We start from the raw sequence: 17,343 nt of genomic DNA, 5'->3' as shown, positions 1-17,343 counted from the left end.
AAAGATATTTTTATTGCTTACGGAGGCGAGGAAAATGACGTTTCGGGAACTGGCTGACGAAGGTAACGAGATACGCCATATCGCCGACGGGCTTTCGCATGAACAGCTTCACCAATATATCAGCGAATGGGCAAATCTATGTCTCTTGCAGTTGCGAAAGAAGCAACCTAAGTCGGCCTTTACCATTTACTTTGATGAAGCACTAAGGAATACCAAAGTTTTGAACATAAGGAAGTTGGAAACACTACTAGTCATTATTCATGGAATGGCGTTGGCCGAGCAATATTCAAAACAAATTGAGCGGCACGCATTTTTAACCTCAGTCGTTGTGGGCTCGCTTTCAATTTGACCGTCAGTTGAACTGACTCACAAAATTGAAGAGCATCGGAATAAGCATGTTGTCGCGGTGAACCAATTTGATAATCAACCGGTCGCATGAGTAAATTCCCGATTGATCGTTTGGACAATCGCATAGTTGTCCATCTGGACAATCGTATAGTTGTCCATTTGGACATACGTATAGTTGTCCATTTGATCAACTATATAGTTGTCCAAACATGCGATGTAACAAGAACCAACGAACAAGAACCAGTAAACAAGAAGAAACAGGCAGGGCAGCAAGTGGTGGTCAAATTACCGTGGATAAAACAACAACAGCATAATGGGCTGGGATGTCCGTTTGAAAAACAGTGAGAAGACGCTTTGCTGACGAAAGTTGGCAGGGCGTTATTTATTTTCCCACTGTAGTAGTAGGAATTGATGGGATCTCAGAAGGGAGGTGATCACCTTGTCAAAAGTATACCGGCTGTCTGCCCAGCAGTTGCGAGCTGCTGAAATCTTTGCCACCAACGACATCCATAAAATGACCATGGCTCAAATCGCTGAGGAAGTTGGCGTAACCGATCGGTCCCTATACCGTTGGAAACAAGAGCCCGACTTCATCGCATACCAGAATGATGTGGCCGAACGTGTGATGAACGACTTCCTTGCGGAGACTTACACTATCCTCCGAGGTATCGTTCGGACCAGCGGAAGCGACGGTAATAAGCTGAAGGCCATTGAACTCGTGTTAAAGAATCAGGGCCGATTGACCGACGTCCAAAAGATTGAGGCGAAGGTTGAGGATACCCGTTCCAACGAAGCGATCGAGGCTGAGATTGATAACCTCAAGAAGATGTTGGCTGATATGTAATCAAAGGGTGTCCATTCAACGGACACCCTTTTAACTCATCCTCTATCATTGCATTAGTCGCTGACTAGAGATAAGCTGTGACCCACGAAGCCCAACACTTCGAAGGGATATCCGGCTTATTAGTCAGCGTCTTAGCAAGGAGAGAGTGTCATGATCACAGCATTCATCGAAGAAATCCGTCGACACGGCAAAAGCCCAACCACCCTGCGTTCTTATCAAGACAGTTGGGCCAGATTCTCCCGGTGGTATGAGAAGGAGCACCCCCGCCCCACCCCCACCGGGGGGTCTACCATGCCGCAGATGGCCACACAACTGGACGTAGCAAATTTCAAAAGGTTCGCTTCCAGTAACTTCAAGCCGAGCACTTTGTCCTTAACATTAACCCATCTCAACGTCATTTTTCGTTGGCTCGCCGATAACGGTCATGCGCCGGATAATCCAGTTGAGCAAATCGACCGTGTTACCGTCCCGCAATCGTCTCCCAAATGGCTGAGCCGTAATGAACAGAACGCTCTCATCCGGGCCATAAGGCAACACGGCAGCCTACGGGAACTAGCAATGGTAACCTTGATGCTCCATACCGGAGTTCGAGTTCAGGAACTTTGCGACATCCGGATGAAAGACGTGGCGATCACGGACCGTAAAGGAACGCTGGTCATCCCAAACGGCAAACACAGCAAATATCGTGAAATCCCATTGAATGTGGATAGTCGGCGGGTTCTCCTTCGTTATCTTGAATCGCGAAGTACCGAGAGTGAGTACCTGGTTTACTCCCAGCGTAGCGAGAAGATGTCTCCTCGCGGTGTTTCATTCTTAATTGCGAAATACGCAAAGCTAACCGGTATCGACCATCTCACGTGCCACACCCTGCGCCACAGCTTCGGCCACGAATTAGCCGTGCGGAAAATACCGCTTGACGTGATCGCCCGGCTGATGGGCCACATGAAAAAAGACGGCTCGCCAAATCTATCAATGACTAGCCGATACACGATGCCCGGTGAAGAAGATTTGGTGAGAGCCGTAGAGGAATTATCGTGGGTATAAACATGTCCAGTAATACTGGACACCCTTTCTAAACTTCACATATCCCCACAGAGCCTGCACGTTGCCCTGTGTTGCGACAGAATAATTAGCTGGGTAAATATATCCAGGGCGAATATCTGTTCGAACGTAGGGCAACGTGCAGGGCGACAGGGGGATTCAGGTTCTTTGAATGCGTCTGCTACATGGGGGAAGACGAGCCTTCGCCCGATGTAAACGAGAAAAACAGCCGTAGGATTAATGAACCAACGATAGAGGTTAGTAATAACATCGCTAGACTTATGAGGACTATTCCGGCAGCATAAACAAGTACCCTAGATAGGTTAGGTCTTCCTATTGGCGTTTCCGTCTCATTTATAATTTCAACTCGGGGCATGTATCCTCTAAGCGGAGTTTTTACCCGCTCTCGTCCTGTTGTAGGTAATATTCGTTTTCTTGGTGGCGTTTTTGATTGGCCCATTCCATCGCCCTCCTGACTGTAGTCTGTGAGGGCTTTTCTTTTTCATGTATTGACTTCGACTACCCACGTGAGGCGACACGTTGGTACGTGTGGTGAGAGATTATGTAAATGGGGTAATTATGCTTGATCCAAGTTCTGTTCGAACGTGTGGCAACGTGCAGGGCGACAGTGGCAAAAGAGCTAATTGTTGAGTTGAGATAGAACCTCTTCCATATCGTCAAGGCACAGTTGGACGAAGTTTTGGTCGGGCAGAATGTTTATTCGGCAAACTCCCTGATAAGACAGGATCTCATCCACAACGATCAAATGAGCAATCAACATTTCTTTCCAATAAGCTTTGATTTGCTGGTTATCGTTTGTAACCAGAACATAATCCAGGTTTTCCAAATGAGGGGAAAAATAAATCTCCCATTTTCCTAGTTTCATCAAATACACCTCAGTTGATATGATGGATGATAATCCCATGATATCAACAATCTGTCGATATGACGATATATTTGACAATAGCCTTCGATAAATCGAAAAAGTATTTTTCTTAACATCTCTGGAGGTGAACAAACCATAAACGTCCTTAATCGTATGGAACGCCAGTTAAGGTTGGAACTCTTAGAACGGCGAGTCCAATTGTTCGATGAGGTCCGAGCCAAGCAAGAACTAAGCCCAGCTATGCAAACCGAGTATATCGCGGACATGAAGGAACTCTACCGTCTTCGCCGGATTGATCGTGCCGAGTTTGATGTCCTGTTCTTCATGTACGAGTATTTTTCTGATGATAAAAACCCAGAGAATGAGCAGAACCTCATTCCGTCAGGTGTCCATATTGATGACGCCCCTCGATTTCACCGAGAACTCTGCGATCTCCTTCGCGTAGTATCCATCGACAACCCCATTGCACGTATCGCTTGGGCTGCACCCCGTGGTCACGCCAAATCGGCTTATTTGTCTAATGGATTTCCCATCCATGAGATCGTCTATGACAAACGGAAATACATCCTCATTATTTCTGAAACGGATTCGATGGCCAAAAAGTTCATCGAATGGATATCTCTGCAGCTCAAGTTTAACAAGAAATTGCGCGAGGACTTTGGTGAGCTCTTGTCTGATCGAAAAACCATGAATGAGCGGGATAACCAGGAAGCGTTCCTTACGCGAACAGGGGTACTGGTTGAAGCAGCATCCATGGGAAAACAACTGCGGGGAAAGCGAAATGGCTCTTATCGACCGGATCTCGTCATCCTCGACGATCTCGAATCGGCCAAGAATACTAACACGCCTGAACTGCGGGATAAGAACTTGCATTGGTTCAACTCGGTTGTTATGCCCATCGGAGACCCGGCAAAGACAGCGTTTATCTACATGGGCACGATCGTTCACGCTCGAGGATTGCTGACCACGGTGCTTCAGCGATCAGACTTCGAATCCCGCACGTACTCAGCCATCGTATCCCCACCGGAGCGGGGCGACCTATGGGAGCAGTTCGAATCTACCTGTCGGAATCCCGAAAATGAAACCCGGCTGGATGATGCGATTGCCTTTTATCAAACAAATCAAGAGGATATGGATAAAGGCGTCGAGGTCTTATGGCCGGGACGCTTTTCTTATTCCCGACTCATGATTGAAAAGGTCAACATCGGCTCCCGGGCCTTTGGTTCGGAGTACCTAAACAATCCCATCGATGAAGAGACCCAGATATTCAAGCCGTCCATGTTTACGTTCTTCGACTACCCAGAACTGCGAGATAAAATGGGCCGACCGGTGCCGTTGGACTATTTCGGAGCATGGGATATCGCGATGGGTAAGAACAATCGCTCCGACTTTAATGCCATTGTTATCATTGGACGCGATCGTAGAACCGGAATCCTGTACGTTGTCGAGACCTGGGCGAGAAAGTGTCCTGCCCATGAAGCGTTAATTGAGGTCATAAACAAAATTGGCAAGTATCGGCCACGGATTTTCGCCATCGAGACCGTACAAGCCCAGTTCGACCTGTTCCGGCAAGCTCGGGAACGGATGGCAAAGGAAGGTATCTACACGACCAAGCTGAAAGCGGTGACCAGTAAGACCAAGAAGGAAGAACGGATTGAATCGCTGGAGCCGATTGTGGAGCAGGGGATTCTCCGGTTCATGAGGCACCAGCGAATCCTGCTGGAACAGCTAGAACAGTTCCCCAACCATGACCACGACGATCTCCCTGATGCCTTACAGATGGCGGTGGAACTGTGCGGGGGTGGAAGGCGACGGACTTTCCACAAAAAACCGGAAGGTCTATAACTCTACGATAGCACCGAACGCACTTGCAACCTCGATAGCCTGCCCGATATCTAAGAGTACCCCTCGGAGGTCTATATTTCGATAATCAACACCACTTGTCTTGGCACCGCGTAAATTAGCCCCCGATAGCTTTGCCTGAGCGAATACAGCGTTTGTCATATCTGCATCACGAAAATCGGCATTGGTTAGATTACATCCAAAAAAATCAGTTTCAACGAGTCGAGTTTGACGAAAATTGATCCCCTTAAGGTTTTGGCGACTTAAATCTGTGTAAGACCAGTCTCCACCATGAATATTAATTCCGATCATTTTAGCGGATTCAAAGGAAGATCCAGTCATCTTACAGTCTCGAAAGGTTGATGTAAACAGATTTGTGCCTGTAAAACGACAGTTTGAAAAAGCGGATTGCTCGTGTGATGAACTATTTAAGCTAGATTGGGTGAAATCACACTCTACAAACGAGCACCCAATGGTTGAGATGTCGTCCATTTTCCCGTTTACAAACGAACAACGAATAAAACGGATTCCCTTTAGCTTTTTACCAATAATCTCGATATTACGTAAGTTGGCCCCAGTGTAGTCTGTGTCATTAATAATTTCCATATTTACTCTCCTACTACAACATTTTGCTAATAATTATAGCATATAGGTTGTATCTTAGCGGTTCACCTCACCATATAGAGTGAAGTCGATAAAGTGGAGGTATAAATTATTGCTGTTCGCCATCGGTAGTTACTACCCGGCACTGGCTCATCGTGATCGGATTCGGCGATATCGAGAAAACAAAAAGCTCTTTTTGGGTAAGCATTACGATGTATTCCAGCGAGTTCAGAACAAACTTACCCGCAGGCAAAACGAACTGCTCTATATCTCCACCAACCTTCCCGGCGTGATTTGTAAGAAATCCGCCGATTTTTTGTTTGGTGAGCAACCCACATTCTCTGCTGGTAAAAACGATAACTCTAACGAGCAACTGGCGATCGAACGGTTGGTCGAGGGGAACTACCTTCACATCTTGAATTACGAAAGTGCCTTATCCAACGCCTACCGAGGCGATTCATTTTATAAAATCCGCTATGGTCAAGAGTTTGGCGGGATGGTGGGGAAGGAGAGCGATCCTTTCCGAGTCATCATTGAAGCCCAAAATCCCGAGTATGTGTTCCCCGAAACGGCTCCAGGCGACGCCAATCGCATCATCGCCTATCACATCGCCTACCCGGTGCTTGTGAAGCGTGGTGATGCCGAGGATTGGTTGTTAAACGCCGAATCCCACTATCCCGGTCGCATAGTTTACGCCAAGTTCAAGTTAGACCCGATTGTGGTGACCGTGGATAACGAAATCAATGAGTGGTGCATCGATGCAGAGCTTCTTGGCGAACGAAAAGAAGTTCAGACTGGCGTGCCGTTCCCGCTGGTGGTTCACGTGCCGAATTACGCTACCGACGATGCATGGGAAGGCATCGACGACCTCAGCGAAAACAAGCCGCTGTTCGATGAAATCAACCACCGGCTCTCGCAAATTGCTTCCATCCTCGATAAGCACGCTGACCCAGCCATGGCGGTCCCGGCAGGTACTCTGGGGGAGGATGAACAAGGCAACCCCATATTCCGGGTGGGTGTCGATAAAGTCTTTGAGGTGATGGGGAAGGACGAAGTAATCCCGCAGTACATCACTTGGGATGGCCAGCTACAAGCCGCTTTTATGGAATTGGACAAGCTGGTGAAGTTGTTGCTCATCAACGCTGAGATCCCCGAGATCGCCCTGGGCTCTGGTGATGCGGGAACGAGCGGGGCATCAGGATTAGCTATCAAATGGCGGCTCAACTCGATTTTGGCGAAGGTGAACCGCAAGCGGCAGTATTATAACAAAGCCCTGAAGCGGGTGTTGTTGATCGCTCAACTCCTCGAAATTGCCTGTAAAGGGCCGCAGGGTTATGAAGTGACGGTACCCAAAGTGAAGTTCAAAGACGGTCTGCCGGATGACGAAACCGAGATGGCCAACATCATGTCCATTCGAACGGGCGGGAAGGCAACCATCTCTCAGAAATCGGCCCTAATGTGGCTTGATGATTTAACGGAAGAACAAGCTGAGGTCGAGTTGAAACGGATGCAGGACGAGGAAGACGTTGCTGATCCGTCTATCTTTCAGCAACCCGGTGACAGTGAATGAAGCCGATTCCAAAACCCGTCTACGAGCGGGATGTAAAGCGGCTTATCGGATATTACCAGAAGGCTTTCACCGAAATTGCCGGTCGGTTAAAGTCCATTCCGTCGGGTGGGTTAGAAAAATCCTATGCTGAATCACTGCTATCGCAAATCATGGTCATTCTGCGAGATTTGGATGTCTCTACGAAGACGTGGTGCGAACAGGTTATTAAACAGGCGTTCACAGAAGCACAGGCGCAAACCATCCTATCTTTGGGCGATGCGACCTCATTATCCGAGGCGGCATCGTCCATCTCTTTTTCCATGCTAGCCCGAGAGCGGACAGAGGAGTTAATTAACGACACCTACACGGACTTGCTCATGGCCACGCAAAACACGGAAAGAAAGATTAAGCAGCTTGTAAGAAACGCCGTCAGCGAGACGCTACGAGTGAAAGCGGTAGAGCAGATGGGTCGAAAGACGATGAAAAAAGCCATCGTAGGCGACCTGACCCACAAAGGACTATCAGCTAAATTGGATAGCGAAGCATGGGTCGGTATTGTAGACCGATCTGGTCGGAAATGGAATCTGTCAACGTACACCGAGATGGTGGTCCGAACAAAACTTACACAGGCACATATTGAAGGAACTCGGGTGGAGACGATGGAACGCGGCGTGGACTTGGCGGTAATATCGTCTCACAACGCTAAAGACGCCTGCCGGTCATTTGAGGGGATGGTGATTTCCCTTCATGGGTTAACACCGGGATACCTCACATATGACCAAGTTCGTGGAACCGGTAAGATATTTCACCCCAATTGTCAGCACCATGTGAGCCCAGTTCGGGATATTCAACTGCTTCCCAAGCAACTACGAGACAAGCACAAAGAAAAAATGAAGGCTTTTCGGTAAGAAATAAGCCACCCCTAACGGAGTGGCGGGGGGGCAGCTAACACTTTCGACACCGGCCAAACAGAAAATGACCGACAATGAGGCCTATGATGATCAAAGGAAACGGATACAAACGGCACATCTTACGTCGGCGTTGGTGAAATCTTCGAAATGCGAGCATAGAACCACCTCCGGGATTAGAATACCCGAATTTTTACACGACCTACGGGTGTTATGTCGTTAAACTAGCCGCCCAATCAACCCCACGTGGACGTGACCGCGATATCAAGCGTAGGGCAAGGAGGATATGATTTTGACCGAAGAAACTCAGGTTCAAGAGACGCAACAGCCAACAGCCCCTGAAGCGAAGCCGGAACCTACGCCACCAGAGCATCTTATCCCCAAAACCCGGTTCGATGAAATCAACACCAAATATAAAGACGTTCAGGCCCAACTGGAAGAACTTCTGGCTGAGAGGGACCAGCGGGCGAAACAAGCGAAAGAACAGCAGGGCAAGTTTGAAGAGCTATACAAGACCACTGCTGATGAGCTAACCAAAACCAAAGACGGTTTCAAAACTGTGAATGGCCGGGTTCAACAGCTAGAATCGGTTATTAATGGACTGTTAGAAGCTAAGTTAGAAGGCATTCCGAAGGACTTTCATGACCTCGTTCCCGGCAACCTCACACCAGAAGCAAAGCTGGAATGGTTGACGGCTGCCGAAAAGAAAGGCCTATTTGGTACCAAACAAGAACAGCCTGTCGGTCAAGCGACCAATCCAACCCAAGCCAAGACCACAGACCTTAATCAGCTTAGTTCCATCCAACTACTTAAAATGGGCTATGCTCAACGAGCGTAATCCCTCTGCGGATTGCGCCTTTTCTTTGATCAAATACAACACATAGGGAGGAATTACTTCTTTGGCACTTACAATGACTGAAGCCGCGAAGCTATCAACCGACGTATTACAAAAAGGCGTGATTCAAACGTTTGCTCGATCTTCTCCGATTCTGGAACTCTTGCCGTTCATGGAGATTTCGGGAAACTCGTACAAGTACAATCAGGAGCAGACCTTACCGGGTATCGCTTTCCGTTCGGTCAACGAAGGTTACGTTGAATCGGCCGGTGTGGTCAATCAGCTTTCCGAAGGCTTGTATATCCTTGGCGGCGACGTGGACATTGATAAATTCCTCGTTCAGACCCGAGGCAACGTCAACGACATTCGCTCCATCCATACAGACCTGAAAGCGAAAGCTCTCGCCTTGGAATTTACCAGAGCCTTCTTCAAAGGGGATGCGGCGCAACCGAGCCAATTTGATGGATTGCAAAAGCGATTGAATGGCAAACAGATTATCGACGGTGAGGATAAACCCTTCGATTCAGATAAACTGGATGAACTCATCGATGCGGTAGAGGGTGAACCCGATATTCTTCTTTGCTCCAAAGCGATGCGTCGGGAAATCAAAAAATCGCTTAAAGAATCCACTCACTATATTGAGAGCGGCGAGGACTCCTTCGGGCGTCAAGTGAGCACCTATGCGGGCATCCCCATTCGTGTCATTGAGACGGATGGGGCCGGTCAAGAGATCCTTGGTTTTAATGAGTTGGATAAGGCCGGAGCAGCATCAGATACCGGTTCCATTTATGCGATCAAGTTTGGTACCGAACAGTATGTCTCCGGTCTCCGTAACGGTGGTGTATCAGTACGTGACCTTGGAGAAATTGATAGTAAACCCGTGTTCCGTACTCGGATTGAGTTTTATTGTGGTATGGCTGTGTTTCATCCACGGGCCGCAGCACGTCTCCGGTACATCAAAAAGTCCTAATTATAGTTGACGTGGTGGAGCATTCTGCCACGTCTATACTTTTTTTGAGGAGGGGCTACCTTGGCGAAATATAGAATTAATACCCCGAATGCGATTTACAATGGTGTTACCGAGGGTGTGTTGTTTCAAAACGGCGAGGCGATTATTGAAGATGAGAGACTCAAAAATCTTTTAGCGAAAGACTACGGATATACGGTTGAGGAAATCAAGGAAGAAACCGTTGAAGATAAGAAGCCCAAAACCCCCATAAAGTAGGTGAGTAAGTGGCAGACCTAAATCGAGCCAACACCTATTTTACCAACAATGTGCTTCATAACGAGGAATGGATGACAATAGAAGATTCGATTCGGCAGCGAGCATTGAACAACGCTGAAACCCAGCTATACCGGGTATTCCGCAACTATCGTCCCGATACACGACCACTTCCCGAAGAAGCGGTGTTCGAGCAGGCTCTTTGGTTGTTGCGAATGGATGAAACAGTTCGCAAATCTGAACAAGGTGTGAAGGCTGTATCTGTTAGTGGTCTTAGCATTTCAATGGAAGGTGTTCGTCGGATTTCCCCAGAGGTCATCGCCATCCTTGGTTGCCGGATAGGGAGGTATGCCGATTGATTCCCATGAAGCAGACCGTCACCATCCGTAAGGCAGGGGATTTAGATATCTGGGGAAAGCCTTTATACGGGGAGCCGACAGTGTACCCTTGCCGAATCGACGCATCCAATAAGCGAGTACAGCAAGTAAACGGGCAGGAAGCGATCGCCACAGCGACCATCTTGATTAAATCTCTGATACCAGTGGGCCTCAGTGATCAGATCGAGTGGTCCGATGAGCTCACTCAAATGTACTGTAAGCCTCCGCTAACCATCACCGTTATCCGGAATTTTTCCGGTAAACCGCTGTTTACTCAAGTGGTGGTCTGATGAAGATTCAAGTCAAGATTCACGACCATGTTCTGAAACGCATGAAGAAAGATATCTGCAATCAGTTAAAGCAAGCGGTTCATGACTGTGTAGATAACCTCGTTCGGACTTCATCCGAAACGGCACCTCATGATAAAGGCATTTTAGAAAAGTCTTTTGCTATGGAAGCGACCTCAAACTCCGGTACAGTAACGGCAACCGTCGGTTACTGCATCAAAGAACGCGGCTTTAATTACGCCTTGGCGATGCATGAGTTGAGTTACCGCCTCGGCCCAAAGTCTCTAGCCAAACCCGGTGGGTACGGAATGAGCGGCAAGCGTTATCCTGTAGGCAATAAGTTTCTAACCCGACCGTTAGAAGGAGAAGCCCAAACATACAAACAGCATATCGAACGGGAACTTCAAAAAGTATTGAAGGGGGCGTGATGCGGTGCAAATGGCAGAACTTATTGCCGTTTTTCAGCAGACCGTCCCCTTCAAGTATTTTGCTAACTCCTTCCCGGTGGGGGCCGATAATTGTGCATCTGTCCGATTGACGGGAGGCGGAGAAACCAGCATAAAGGCTAATCTTAGCCGACCTACCATGCAGATATTGATTCGCGCCAGCGATCCGGTGACGGCCGAAGCGAAGGCGACCGAGATTTATCGGACCTTTAACGGTAAACGAAACTTCGACGTGGGAACCACCCACGTCATTTTTTGTACAGTACAGCAATCGAGTCCACTGTTTTTGGGCTTTGATGAAAACAATCGATCCATCTATTCAATAAACTTCTCACTGATCACAGAGGAGGCCTGATATTTTGGCAAAAATCGCAGGCGTAGACGTATTGCTCTATGTCCAAACGAGCGGGACGGATGCTTCCCCGACCTACACCGTTGTTGGTGGGCAAAGCGGGGCCACATTGAATCGCTCGGCCAACCTAATTGAAACCACATCCAAGGACGCCTATGGATGGGCGGAGAATGTGGCCGGGGTTTTATCTTGGTCCATCGAATGTGACGGATTTATGCTGGGTAGCGATACTGCGTTAGATCATTTGGATGAAGTATTTAATAGCCGGTCGACGCTCAAAGCGGAAATCCGACTTCCCTCGGGCAAGAAGTACACCGGAAGTTGCATCATCACCGACTTCCCCTATGAGTTCCCACAGGACGACGCGGCCACCTATAAACTCACTTTGACCGGAACCGGTGCATTGACTGTCACCACAGGAAGCTAATGGAGGTAACGAATGGCAAACAAGCAACGCGGGTTTGTCGATATTGAACTGGATCGGCCCCGAAAACTCCGATATACATTGAACGCTCTCGCAGAAATCGAAGATAAGTTGGGCGTATCCGTGACGGAACTTAGCGAAACGGGTCTTGGCATCAAGTCAATACGTACCTTTTTGTGGGCTGGCCTCATCCATGAGGATACCAACCTCAACGAAAAAGATGTTGGTTCTTGGGTGGATTTTGAGAACATTGAATATGTCCAACGAAAGATAGCCGAAGCCTTCGAAGTCGCTACCCGAAAAAACGACTCACGCGAGCCGACTGGGACCAACTAAAAGAGGTCGCCTTCGGCTCGCTTCGTTTATTGCCGGAACAGTTCTGGGCATTGACGTTAGCCGAACTTCTCGACATCGTTGAAGCCCGTTTTAGTTACGAGAAGCAACGCCAAGAAGCGGATTATCACCGGACCGCTTGGCTCGCCTGCCACATCATGAACGCATCGGGCAACCTCAAACGGCCAGTCACGCCGGATAAGTTACTCGGTAAATCACCGGACAACAAGCGAGTTGAGCGTAAAGAACAACTTAAAGCCTTGAACGACCTGAAAAACAAATTCCAATCGAAGGACAGGAGGGAGGAAAGCAATGTCCACACTCTCTAGTGTCCTTGTTAAGTTCACTGCAGACATCTCCGATTTCAACCTAAAGATCCAGTCCGCTATGGGGCAAGTTCAAAAAACCGGTAAGCAGATGCAAAAAGAAGGCTTCACGATGGGTGGAGCCTTCACGTCATTAAAAAATATGGCCCTACCGGCCCTCGGAGCAATTACCACGGCTCTCGGCGGGTTGGGTCTGGGAAAAGGACTTTCCTTTAACGCTGACATGGAGCAAGCGGCTATCTCCTTCGAGACGTTGCTCGGTTCGGCAGAGAAGGCCCAAGCGATGATCAAAGACCTTCAGCAATTCGGAGCCAGTACGCCTTTTGAATTTCCCGGCCTTCAGAAATCGGCTAAACTCATGCTGGCAATGGGTTTCAGTGCGGAAAGCGTAAGGCCCAACCTCCGGGCCATCGGAGATGCCGTGTCGGCGATCGGTGGGGGAGAAGAAGTGCTCAATGGTGTGACCATGGCTCTTGGACAGATGGCCACCAAAGGCAAAGTATCGGCAGAGGAAATGAACCAACTGGCCGAGCGAGGAATCCCAGCATGGGATCTCATGGCGGAAAAGCTAGGTATGAGCAAACAGCAACTCATGGAGTTATCCTCGCAAGGCAAGGTGATGGCCGACCAAGCTGTCCCGGCATTGATTGAAGCGATGGGAACGAAGTTCTCCGGTGCTATGCAGAAGCAAAGCCAGACCTTTACCGGGATGTTGAGCACCTTGAAAGACAATACCAACATGCTCTTGGGCCAAGTGCTTCAGCCGGTATCGGAGCGATTGAAAGCTCTGATGCCAATTGCCATTGAGTTTGTAGATAAGCTATCCACTGGCTTCAAAACCGATGGTTTGAAAGGGGCAATTGAAGCCGCTTTTCCTCCAACGGTGGCAATCATCTTGAACGGCATTATCACTGGCGTATCCACGCTGTTCTCTCTTCTTCAAAACAACTGGAGCAACATCGGTCCCATCCTCGCCGGTATCGCTACCGGATTTGCGGCCTTTTCTGCCATTCAAGGCATCGTGGCCGGGGTATCTGCTGCCATGGCAACGTTCGCAACGATCACGGCGGCATTGGCTACCCCCGTGGGGATAGCAGCAGCGGCCATCGGAGCGTTAGTGGTGACCGGAATTTATCTGTATGAAAATTGGGAAGAAATCACCCAACGACTGACAGATTGTTGGAATGGAATAAAGTCGATCGCCTCCTACATCTGGGAAGCAATATCGAGTGTAATCGATAACGTCTGCGCGGATATCGAAAACACTGTTGCATTTCTGATTGGCGGCAATTTGAGTGATATCTGGGATCAAGCCATGCAGGGGCTGGATATCAGCACCAATGGAGTAATGAACAGTATAGGAGACCGATTTGCGCAAACGATGGACTCCATATCGAACAAGGCGGAAACGGCTTGGACAGCGGTCAGACAAGTATGGGATGGGACGTTTACCCGGATTGAAACATTGACCGGAGACTCGCTGGCGTGGATGAAAGACACCTTCACTTCAGACACAGAAATCTTACGAAATATCTGGGATGCCGCTTCGAAAAATCTCAATGTACTCACGCAAGAGATGTGGAAGCTAATTCTTCAGTATTTCAAAGACGCCCCGATATTGCTGGCGGCATCCATGAAAGTCATCTACGATGTGCTCCATCAAAAGTGGGTGGACATGAAAAACGACGCCTATTCTATGGGAATAAATTTAGTACGGGGTTTCGTCGAGGGGATGCGATCGTTGGGCAGTTGGCTTTATAGCAGTGTATCGAGCCTGTTTACCGGTGCGGTCAACGCAGCGAAACGAGCCTTAGACATCCATTCACCCTCCCGGGTCATGATGCAACTGGGTGAATACACTGCCCAGGGGTTTGCCATCGGGATGGACAACCAAGAAATGAATGTACAAAAATCAGCAACCGGTTTAGCCAATAACGCAATCAGCGCCGTTTCCGGGTATCGACCCACAGTATCCACCCCTGAAATTATGGGGGTGGGTGCCGGTCACACTTTTAATATCAGCATCCAAGGCAGTAATGCCCAAGAAATCTGGGAACAGTTTGAACGCCAACTGGCCCGGCGAGGGGTGAAGTGGTAATGACCGAGCAGATTCTCATCGCCGGGGTTAACCGAATTCATAATGTCCTTCTGGAAGACCTAACGATAGAGCAGGTGCTCACCCATATGGTGGATACCTGCTCGTTTTGCATCAAAAACCAACCTCCCGGCGAAGGCGATGAAGTCATTATCGAAGTCGATGGCACCCGTTTTTTCGGTGGCATCGTGGATTCCGTGCGCCTGAAACGATCGGCGGGGACACTAAACATTTGGCAAGTGGGTTGCCAGGACTACACTTACCAGCTAAACCGCCGGTTGGTTGTAGAGACCTATGAAAACAGAACAGCGGATTGGATCGTGAAGGACATTCTCCTCAAGTACGGACAGGAGATGTTTACTTCCACAAATATTCAAGCTGGTGCTCCGACTGTAGAATACATCTGCTTCGACTACCTGCTACCTTCAGAATGTATCAAGAAATTAGCCGACTATTGCGGTTGGGAATGGTACGTCGATTATTACCGGGATGTCTGGTTTTTCGATCCCATTGCGGGAACCCAGCAGGCTCCAGTAACGATTACCTCTGAGACCGAAATTCGTAATCTTGCACACCGCTTGGATACACAGGGACTTCGAAACCGTGTCTACATTAAAGGCGGAACCATGCTTTCCGACCCATTTACCTATGAAGTGAAATCTGACGGTAACTCTCGAATTTGGACACTCCCTCATAAACCGCACAATCTTTCGCTGGCGATATCCGGTTCGCCGGTGATCGTGGGTATTGAAAACGTTACCGAGGAAGCCACGGTGGGCTACCTCATGAACTATCAAGATAAGTATGTGAAATCCTCTTCCCAAACAGCGACACCTGCAGACGGTGCCACACTGACTTTCACTTATCAGTACGACATCAATGTAATTTCTATGGTCGACGATTTTGAATCTCAAGCGGCCATCGCCTCTGTTCAAGGAGGCGACGGAGTGTATGAGCATGTCATCCACGACACCAGCTTAACCACGATTGAGGCGGCGGAAGCCGCAGGGATGGCTGACCTTCGCAATAATGCGAATCCTCGCATCCGGGGTTCCTTTGAAACAGAAATCCCCGGTTGGGTGCCCGGTCAACTGTTGGCCATTGATCTCCCGAACCGGGGAATCCAAAATGCTTTTCTGGTGCAGAAAGTTTCGATTTCACCGCTTACGCCTACGGTCTGGACATTTCAGGTCGAATATGGCGGACGCCTGATAGGGATTCCAGATTTTTTGCAAGCAATAGTCAGTGCACAGCAAACTCAAACTTCAACAGAAACCCAACTACTGAACAAGTTTATTTATGACCAAGATTTGTTCAAAGTCACCGATGAATTGGTCGTTAACCAAGTAGAGTTACCGTTTAAGACCGAAAAGAGTGTATCTGGAATCTTTGACCCCAATCGTACTGACCTCATTTATCGTGTAGATTCCACGGTAGAATTTCAGCAAGGACAGCTAGCTGGAGTAACGGCGTCAAACGGTTCATTGACGCTAACATCTCAGCAACCCGGAAACCGTGTGATTACGCTAGATTTATCTAGACTCGGAGCCGCAGACCAGACAAAAATCTCTTGGGATGCTATGGCTGGCTCCCTTGTGGATGAACCGTTCAACGCCATGAACCCCCGTTGGGTAAACCTGTACGCCAGTACACCGGGACTTACCACGTTCATTCTGAATGAACCTACGGCCACGGATGGAAGATGCCTGCGGGTATCGGGTGGGATGGGGTGGTTTTACTGGAACGGTTTAATTCCCTATCAACCAGATCGTCTGTATGTGATCAAAGCCCGATTCCGCCAAACGGTAGACCCAACGGTTGGTGGGCCGAACTGTTATCTCGGAGTAGAAGGCGTTGCGGCAGATGGGGTGACCCTGGTGAATACGGTCAGCAGTAATAATCATTCCAGCCAGTATTATTACGGAGCCAGCGGAACTGCGTTGACGGCTACCGGCGGTTGGCAAACGTTCATTGGATATATCCGAGGGTACAGTTCCACTATCAACAATACGCCAACGTCAAATCCCAACAGTCCCGGCCCCATGCAAAACAATGTCGCCTATATTCGGCCTATGTTCATCGTAAATTACGCGGACGGCAACGGGACGGCTGATATCGACTACGTGGTGCTTGAATATCCGGGTGATGTCACTGTGGAAACAAATCTGTCTCAGAACGGGGGAGCCACATGGACGGGTTGGCAACCGACAGTCAACGGCGGTAGTATTTCCGGTATCACGCAGGGATTAAATCTTAGTAACGCAAAACTGCAAGTCCGCCAATCCTTGTCTACAGATATTCAAGGACTACCTCGTCTGGACAATTTTAACCTTACTGTCGAAGGAGCGAGAGAGCCGATTTCCACTATCGGGTCTCTTTTTCATGTGTTGCCAATAGATGCAGGTCCATTACCGAGAGTGCAGATTTCAACCAGTACAGACGGAATTACATTCTCACCGTGGACAACGATTCAACCAGGAGTAACCGTAGAGGTCCCTTATCCCGGCTATGTAAAGCTAAAAAGCAGGGCCAGAATTCAGTATTTCAACTCAAAAATGCCGTACGACGAAACCGGCGTTGTATGTGATGGGGTGGTAGTATCGTAAATATTCCAGGTCTACACAT

Annotated in this window: 20 protein-coding genes; 18 read left to right on the top strand and 2 right to left on the bottom strand. The window is 48.7% G+C overall.

Translation table 11 applies throughout. The features are described from left to right. Positions 1–34 precede the first annotated feature (34 nt). The 3 genes from GJ688_RS12830 to GJ688_RS12820 all read left to right on the top strand — a co-directional run bounded on the left by GJ688_RS12830 (position 35) and on the right by GJ688_RS12820 (position 2,236). Positions 35–349 carry a hypothetical protein gene (locus GJ688_RS12830; protein WP_155476950.1) on the top strand — a complete coding sequence of 105 codons (315 nt, stop codon included), beginning with the start codon at positions 35–37 and terminating at the stop codon, positions 347–349. A 438-nt stretch (positions 350–787) separates the two neighbouring features. Further along, entirely contained in the window at positions 788–1,192 is a 405-nt protein-coding gene (locus GJ688_RS12825; RefSeq protein WP_155476949.1) for a phBC6A51 family helix-turn-helix protein, read from the top strand. A gap of 150 nt (positions 1,193–1,342) precedes the next feature. Then, a complete protein-coding gene (locus GJ688_RS12820; RefSeq protein ID WP_155476948.1) occupies positions 1,343–2,236 on the top strand; it encodes a tyrosine-type recombinase/integrase in 894 nt (297 codons plus the stop codon). 637 nt (positions 2,237–2,873) lie between these two features. Here the strand turns inward: GJ688_RS12820 and GJ688_RS12815 are convergent. After that, positions 2,874–3,119: a hypothetical protein gene (locus tag GJ688_RS12815; protein WP_155476947.1), complete on the bottom strand. Its 246-nt coding sequence runs from the start codon at positions 3,117–3,119 to the stop codon at positions 2,874–2,876. Positions 3,120–3,290: 171 nt separating this feature from the next. On the opposite strand from GJ688_RS12815, the gene terL reads away from it, so the two are divergent. Next, a complete protein-coding gene (gene terL, locus GJ688_RS12810; RefSeq protein WP_235910965.1) occupies positions 3,291–4,964 on the top strand; it encodes a phage terminase large subunit in 1,674 nt (557 codons plus the stop codon). On the opposite strand, the gene GJ688_RS12805 is transcribed toward terL, so the two are convergent. Next, a complete protein-coding gene (locus GJ688_RS12805; RefSeq protein WP_155476945.1) occupies positions 4,959–5,567 on the bottom strand; it encodes a pentapeptide repeat-containing protein in 609 nt (202 codons plus the stop codon). The genes terL and GJ688_RS12805 overlap by 6 nt on opposite strands. A 109-nt stretch (positions 5,568–5,676) precedes the next feature. On the opposite strand from GJ688_RS12805, the gene GJ688_RS12800 reads away from it, so the two are divergent. The 14 genes from GJ688_RS12800 (at position 5,677) to GJ688_RS12735 (ending at position 17,324) form a co-directional block, all read left to right on the top strand. Continuing rightward, a complete protein-coding gene (locus GJ688_RS12800; protein WP_235910964.1) occupies positions 5,677–7,134 on the top strand; it encodes a phage portal protein in 1,458 nt (485 codons plus the stop codon). Further along, entirely contained in the window at positions 7,131–8,021 is an 891-nt protein-coding gene (locus tag GJ688_RS12795; protein ID WP_155476944.1) for a phage minor capsid protein, read from the top strand. Before GJ688_RS12800 ends, GJ688_RS12795 begins: the two co-directional genes overlap by 4 nt. 292 nt (positions 8,022–8,313) lie before the next feature. Beyond that, a complete protein-coding gene (locus GJ688_RS12790; protein WP_155476943.1) occupies positions 8,314–8,859 on the top strand; it encodes a hypothetical protein in 546 nt (181 codons plus the stop codon). Positions 8,860–8,920: 61 nt separating this feature from the next. Beyond that, a complete protein-coding gene (locus GJ688_RS12785; protein WP_155476942.1) occupies positions 8,921–9,826 on the top strand; it encodes a major capsid protein in 906 nt (301 codons plus the stop codon). Positions 9,827–9,886: 60 nt separating this feature from the next. Further along, the gene (locus tag GJ688_RS12780; protein ID WP_155476941.1) at positions 9,887–10,081 is read left to right on the top strand and encodes a hypothetical protein; all 195 of its coding nucleotides are present in this window, start codon (positions 9,887–9,889) and stop codon (positions 10,079–10,081) included. An 8-nt stretch (positions 10,082–10,089) separates the two neighbouring features. Further along, positions 10,090–10,437 (top strand): hypothetical protein, encoded by a 348-nt coding sequence (locus GJ688_RS12775; protein WP_155476940.1) that lies wholly within the window; start codon positions 10,090–10,092, stop codon positions 10,435–10,437. Beyond that, positions 10,434–10,745, top strand: coding sequence for a hypothetical protein (locus GJ688_RS12770; RefSeq protein ID WP_155476939.1), 312 nt, complete (start codon positions 10,434–10,436; stop codon positions 10,743–10,745). Before GJ688_RS12775 ends, GJ688_RS12770 begins: the two co-directional genes overlap by 4 nt. Continuing rightward, the gene (locus GJ688_RS12765) at positions 10,745–11,170 is read left to right on the top strand and encodes a hypothetical protein (protein WP_155476938.1); all 426 of its coding nucleotides are present in this window, start codon (positions 10,745–10,747) and stop codon (positions 11,168–11,170) included. The genes GJ688_RS12770 and GJ688_RS12765 overlap by 1 nt, the downstream gene beginning before the upstream one ends. A 10-nt stretch (positions 11,171–11,180) precedes the next feature. Beyond that, positions 11,181–11,543 carry a minor capsid protein gene (locus GJ688_RS12760; RefSeq protein ID WP_235910966.1) on the top strand — a complete coding sequence of 121 codons (363 nt, stop codon included), beginning with the start codon at positions 11,181–11,183 and terminating at the stop codon, positions 11,541–11,543. A gap of 4 nt (positions 11,544–11,547) precedes the next feature. After that, positions 11,548–11,967, top strand: coding sequence for a phage tail tube protein (locus tag GJ688_RS12755; RefSeq protein ID WP_155476936.1), 420 nt, complete (start codon positions 11,548–11,550; stop codon positions 11,965–11,967). A gap of 12 nt (positions 11,968–11,979) precedes the next feature. Beyond that, positions 11,980–12,300, top strand: coding sequence for a hypothetical protein (locus tag GJ688_RS12750; RefSeq protein WP_155476935.1), 321 nt, complete (start codon positions 11,980–11,982; stop codon positions 12,298–12,300). Between the two features lie 50 nt (positions 12,301–12,350). Next, entirely contained in the window at positions 12,351–12,626 is a 276-nt protein-coding gene (locus GJ688_RS12745) for a hypothetical protein (protein WP_235910963.1), read from the top strand. Further along, the gene (locus GJ688_RS12740) at positions 12,610–14,721 is read left to right on the top strand and encodes a tape measure protein (RefSeq protein ID WP_155476933.1); all 2,112 of its coding nucleotides are present in this window, start codon (positions 12,610–12,612) and stop codon (positions 14,719–14,721) included. Before GJ688_RS12745 ends, GJ688_RS12740 begins: the two co-directional genes overlap by 17 nt. Then, positions 14,721–17,324 carry a hypothetical protein gene (locus GJ688_RS12735; RefSeq protein ID WP_155476932.1) on the top strand — a complete coding sequence of 868 codons (2,604 nt, stop codon included), beginning with the start codon at positions 14,721–14,723 and terminating at the stop codon, positions 17,322–17,324. Before GJ688_RS12740 ends, GJ688_RS12735 begins: the two co-directional genes overlap by 1 nt. The last annotated feature ends 19 nt before the right edge of the window (positions 17,325–17,343 follow it).

Source organism: Heliobacterium mobile, assembly GCF_009720735.1.
Taxonomy (GTDB): domain Bacteria; phylum Bacillota; class Desulfitobacteriia; order Heliobacteriales; family Heliobacteriaceae; genus Heliobacterium; species Heliobacterium mobile.
Note: the sequence above shows the minus strand (reverse complement) of the source record. Positions and strands in the feature narration are given on the sequence as shown.

Excerpts from the sequence above, each read along its gene's own strand:
- GJ688_RS12820 (WP_155476948.1), top strand. The coding sequence starts at position 1,343 with ATGATCACAGCATTCATCGAAGAAATCCGTCGACACGGCAAAAGCCCA.
- GJ688_RS12760 (WP_235910966.1), top strand. The coding sequence starts at position 11,181 with ATGGCAGAACTTATTGCCGTTTTTCAGCAGACCGTCCCCTTCAAGTAT.
- GJ688_RS12765 (WP_155476938.1), top strand. The coding sequence starts at position 10,745 with ATGAAGATTCAAGTCAAGATTCACGACCATGTTCTGAAACGCATGAAG.
- GJ688_RS12805 (WP_155476945.1), bottom strand. The coding sequence starts at position 5,567 with ATGGAAATTATTAATGACACAGACTACACTGGGGCCAACTTACGTAAT.
- GJ688_RS12735 (WP_155476932.1), top strand. The coding sequence starts at position 14,721 with ATGACCGAGCAGATTCTCATCGCCGGGGTTAACCGAATTCATAATGTC.
- GJ688_RS12830 (WP_155476950.1), top strand. The coding sequence starts at position 35 with ATGACGTTTCGGGAACTGGCTGACGAAGGTAACGAGATACGCCATATC.
- GJ688_RS12815 (WP_155476947.1), bottom strand. The coding sequence starts at position 3,119 with ATGAAACTAGGAAAATGGGAGATTTATTTTTCCCCTCATTTGGAAAAC.
- GJ688_RS12795 (WP_155476944.1), top strand. The coding sequence starts at position 7,131 with ATGAAGCCGATTCCAAAACCCGTCTACGAGCGGGATGTAAAGCGGCTT.
- GJ688_RS12750 (WP_155476935.1), top strand. The coding sequence starts at position 11,980 with ATGGCAAACAAGCAACGCGGGTTTGTCGATATTGAACTGGATCGGCCC.
- GJ688_RS12740 (WP_155476933.1), top strand. The coding sequence starts at position 12,610 with ATGTCCACACTCTCTAGTGTCCTTGTTAAGTTCACTGCAGACATCTCC.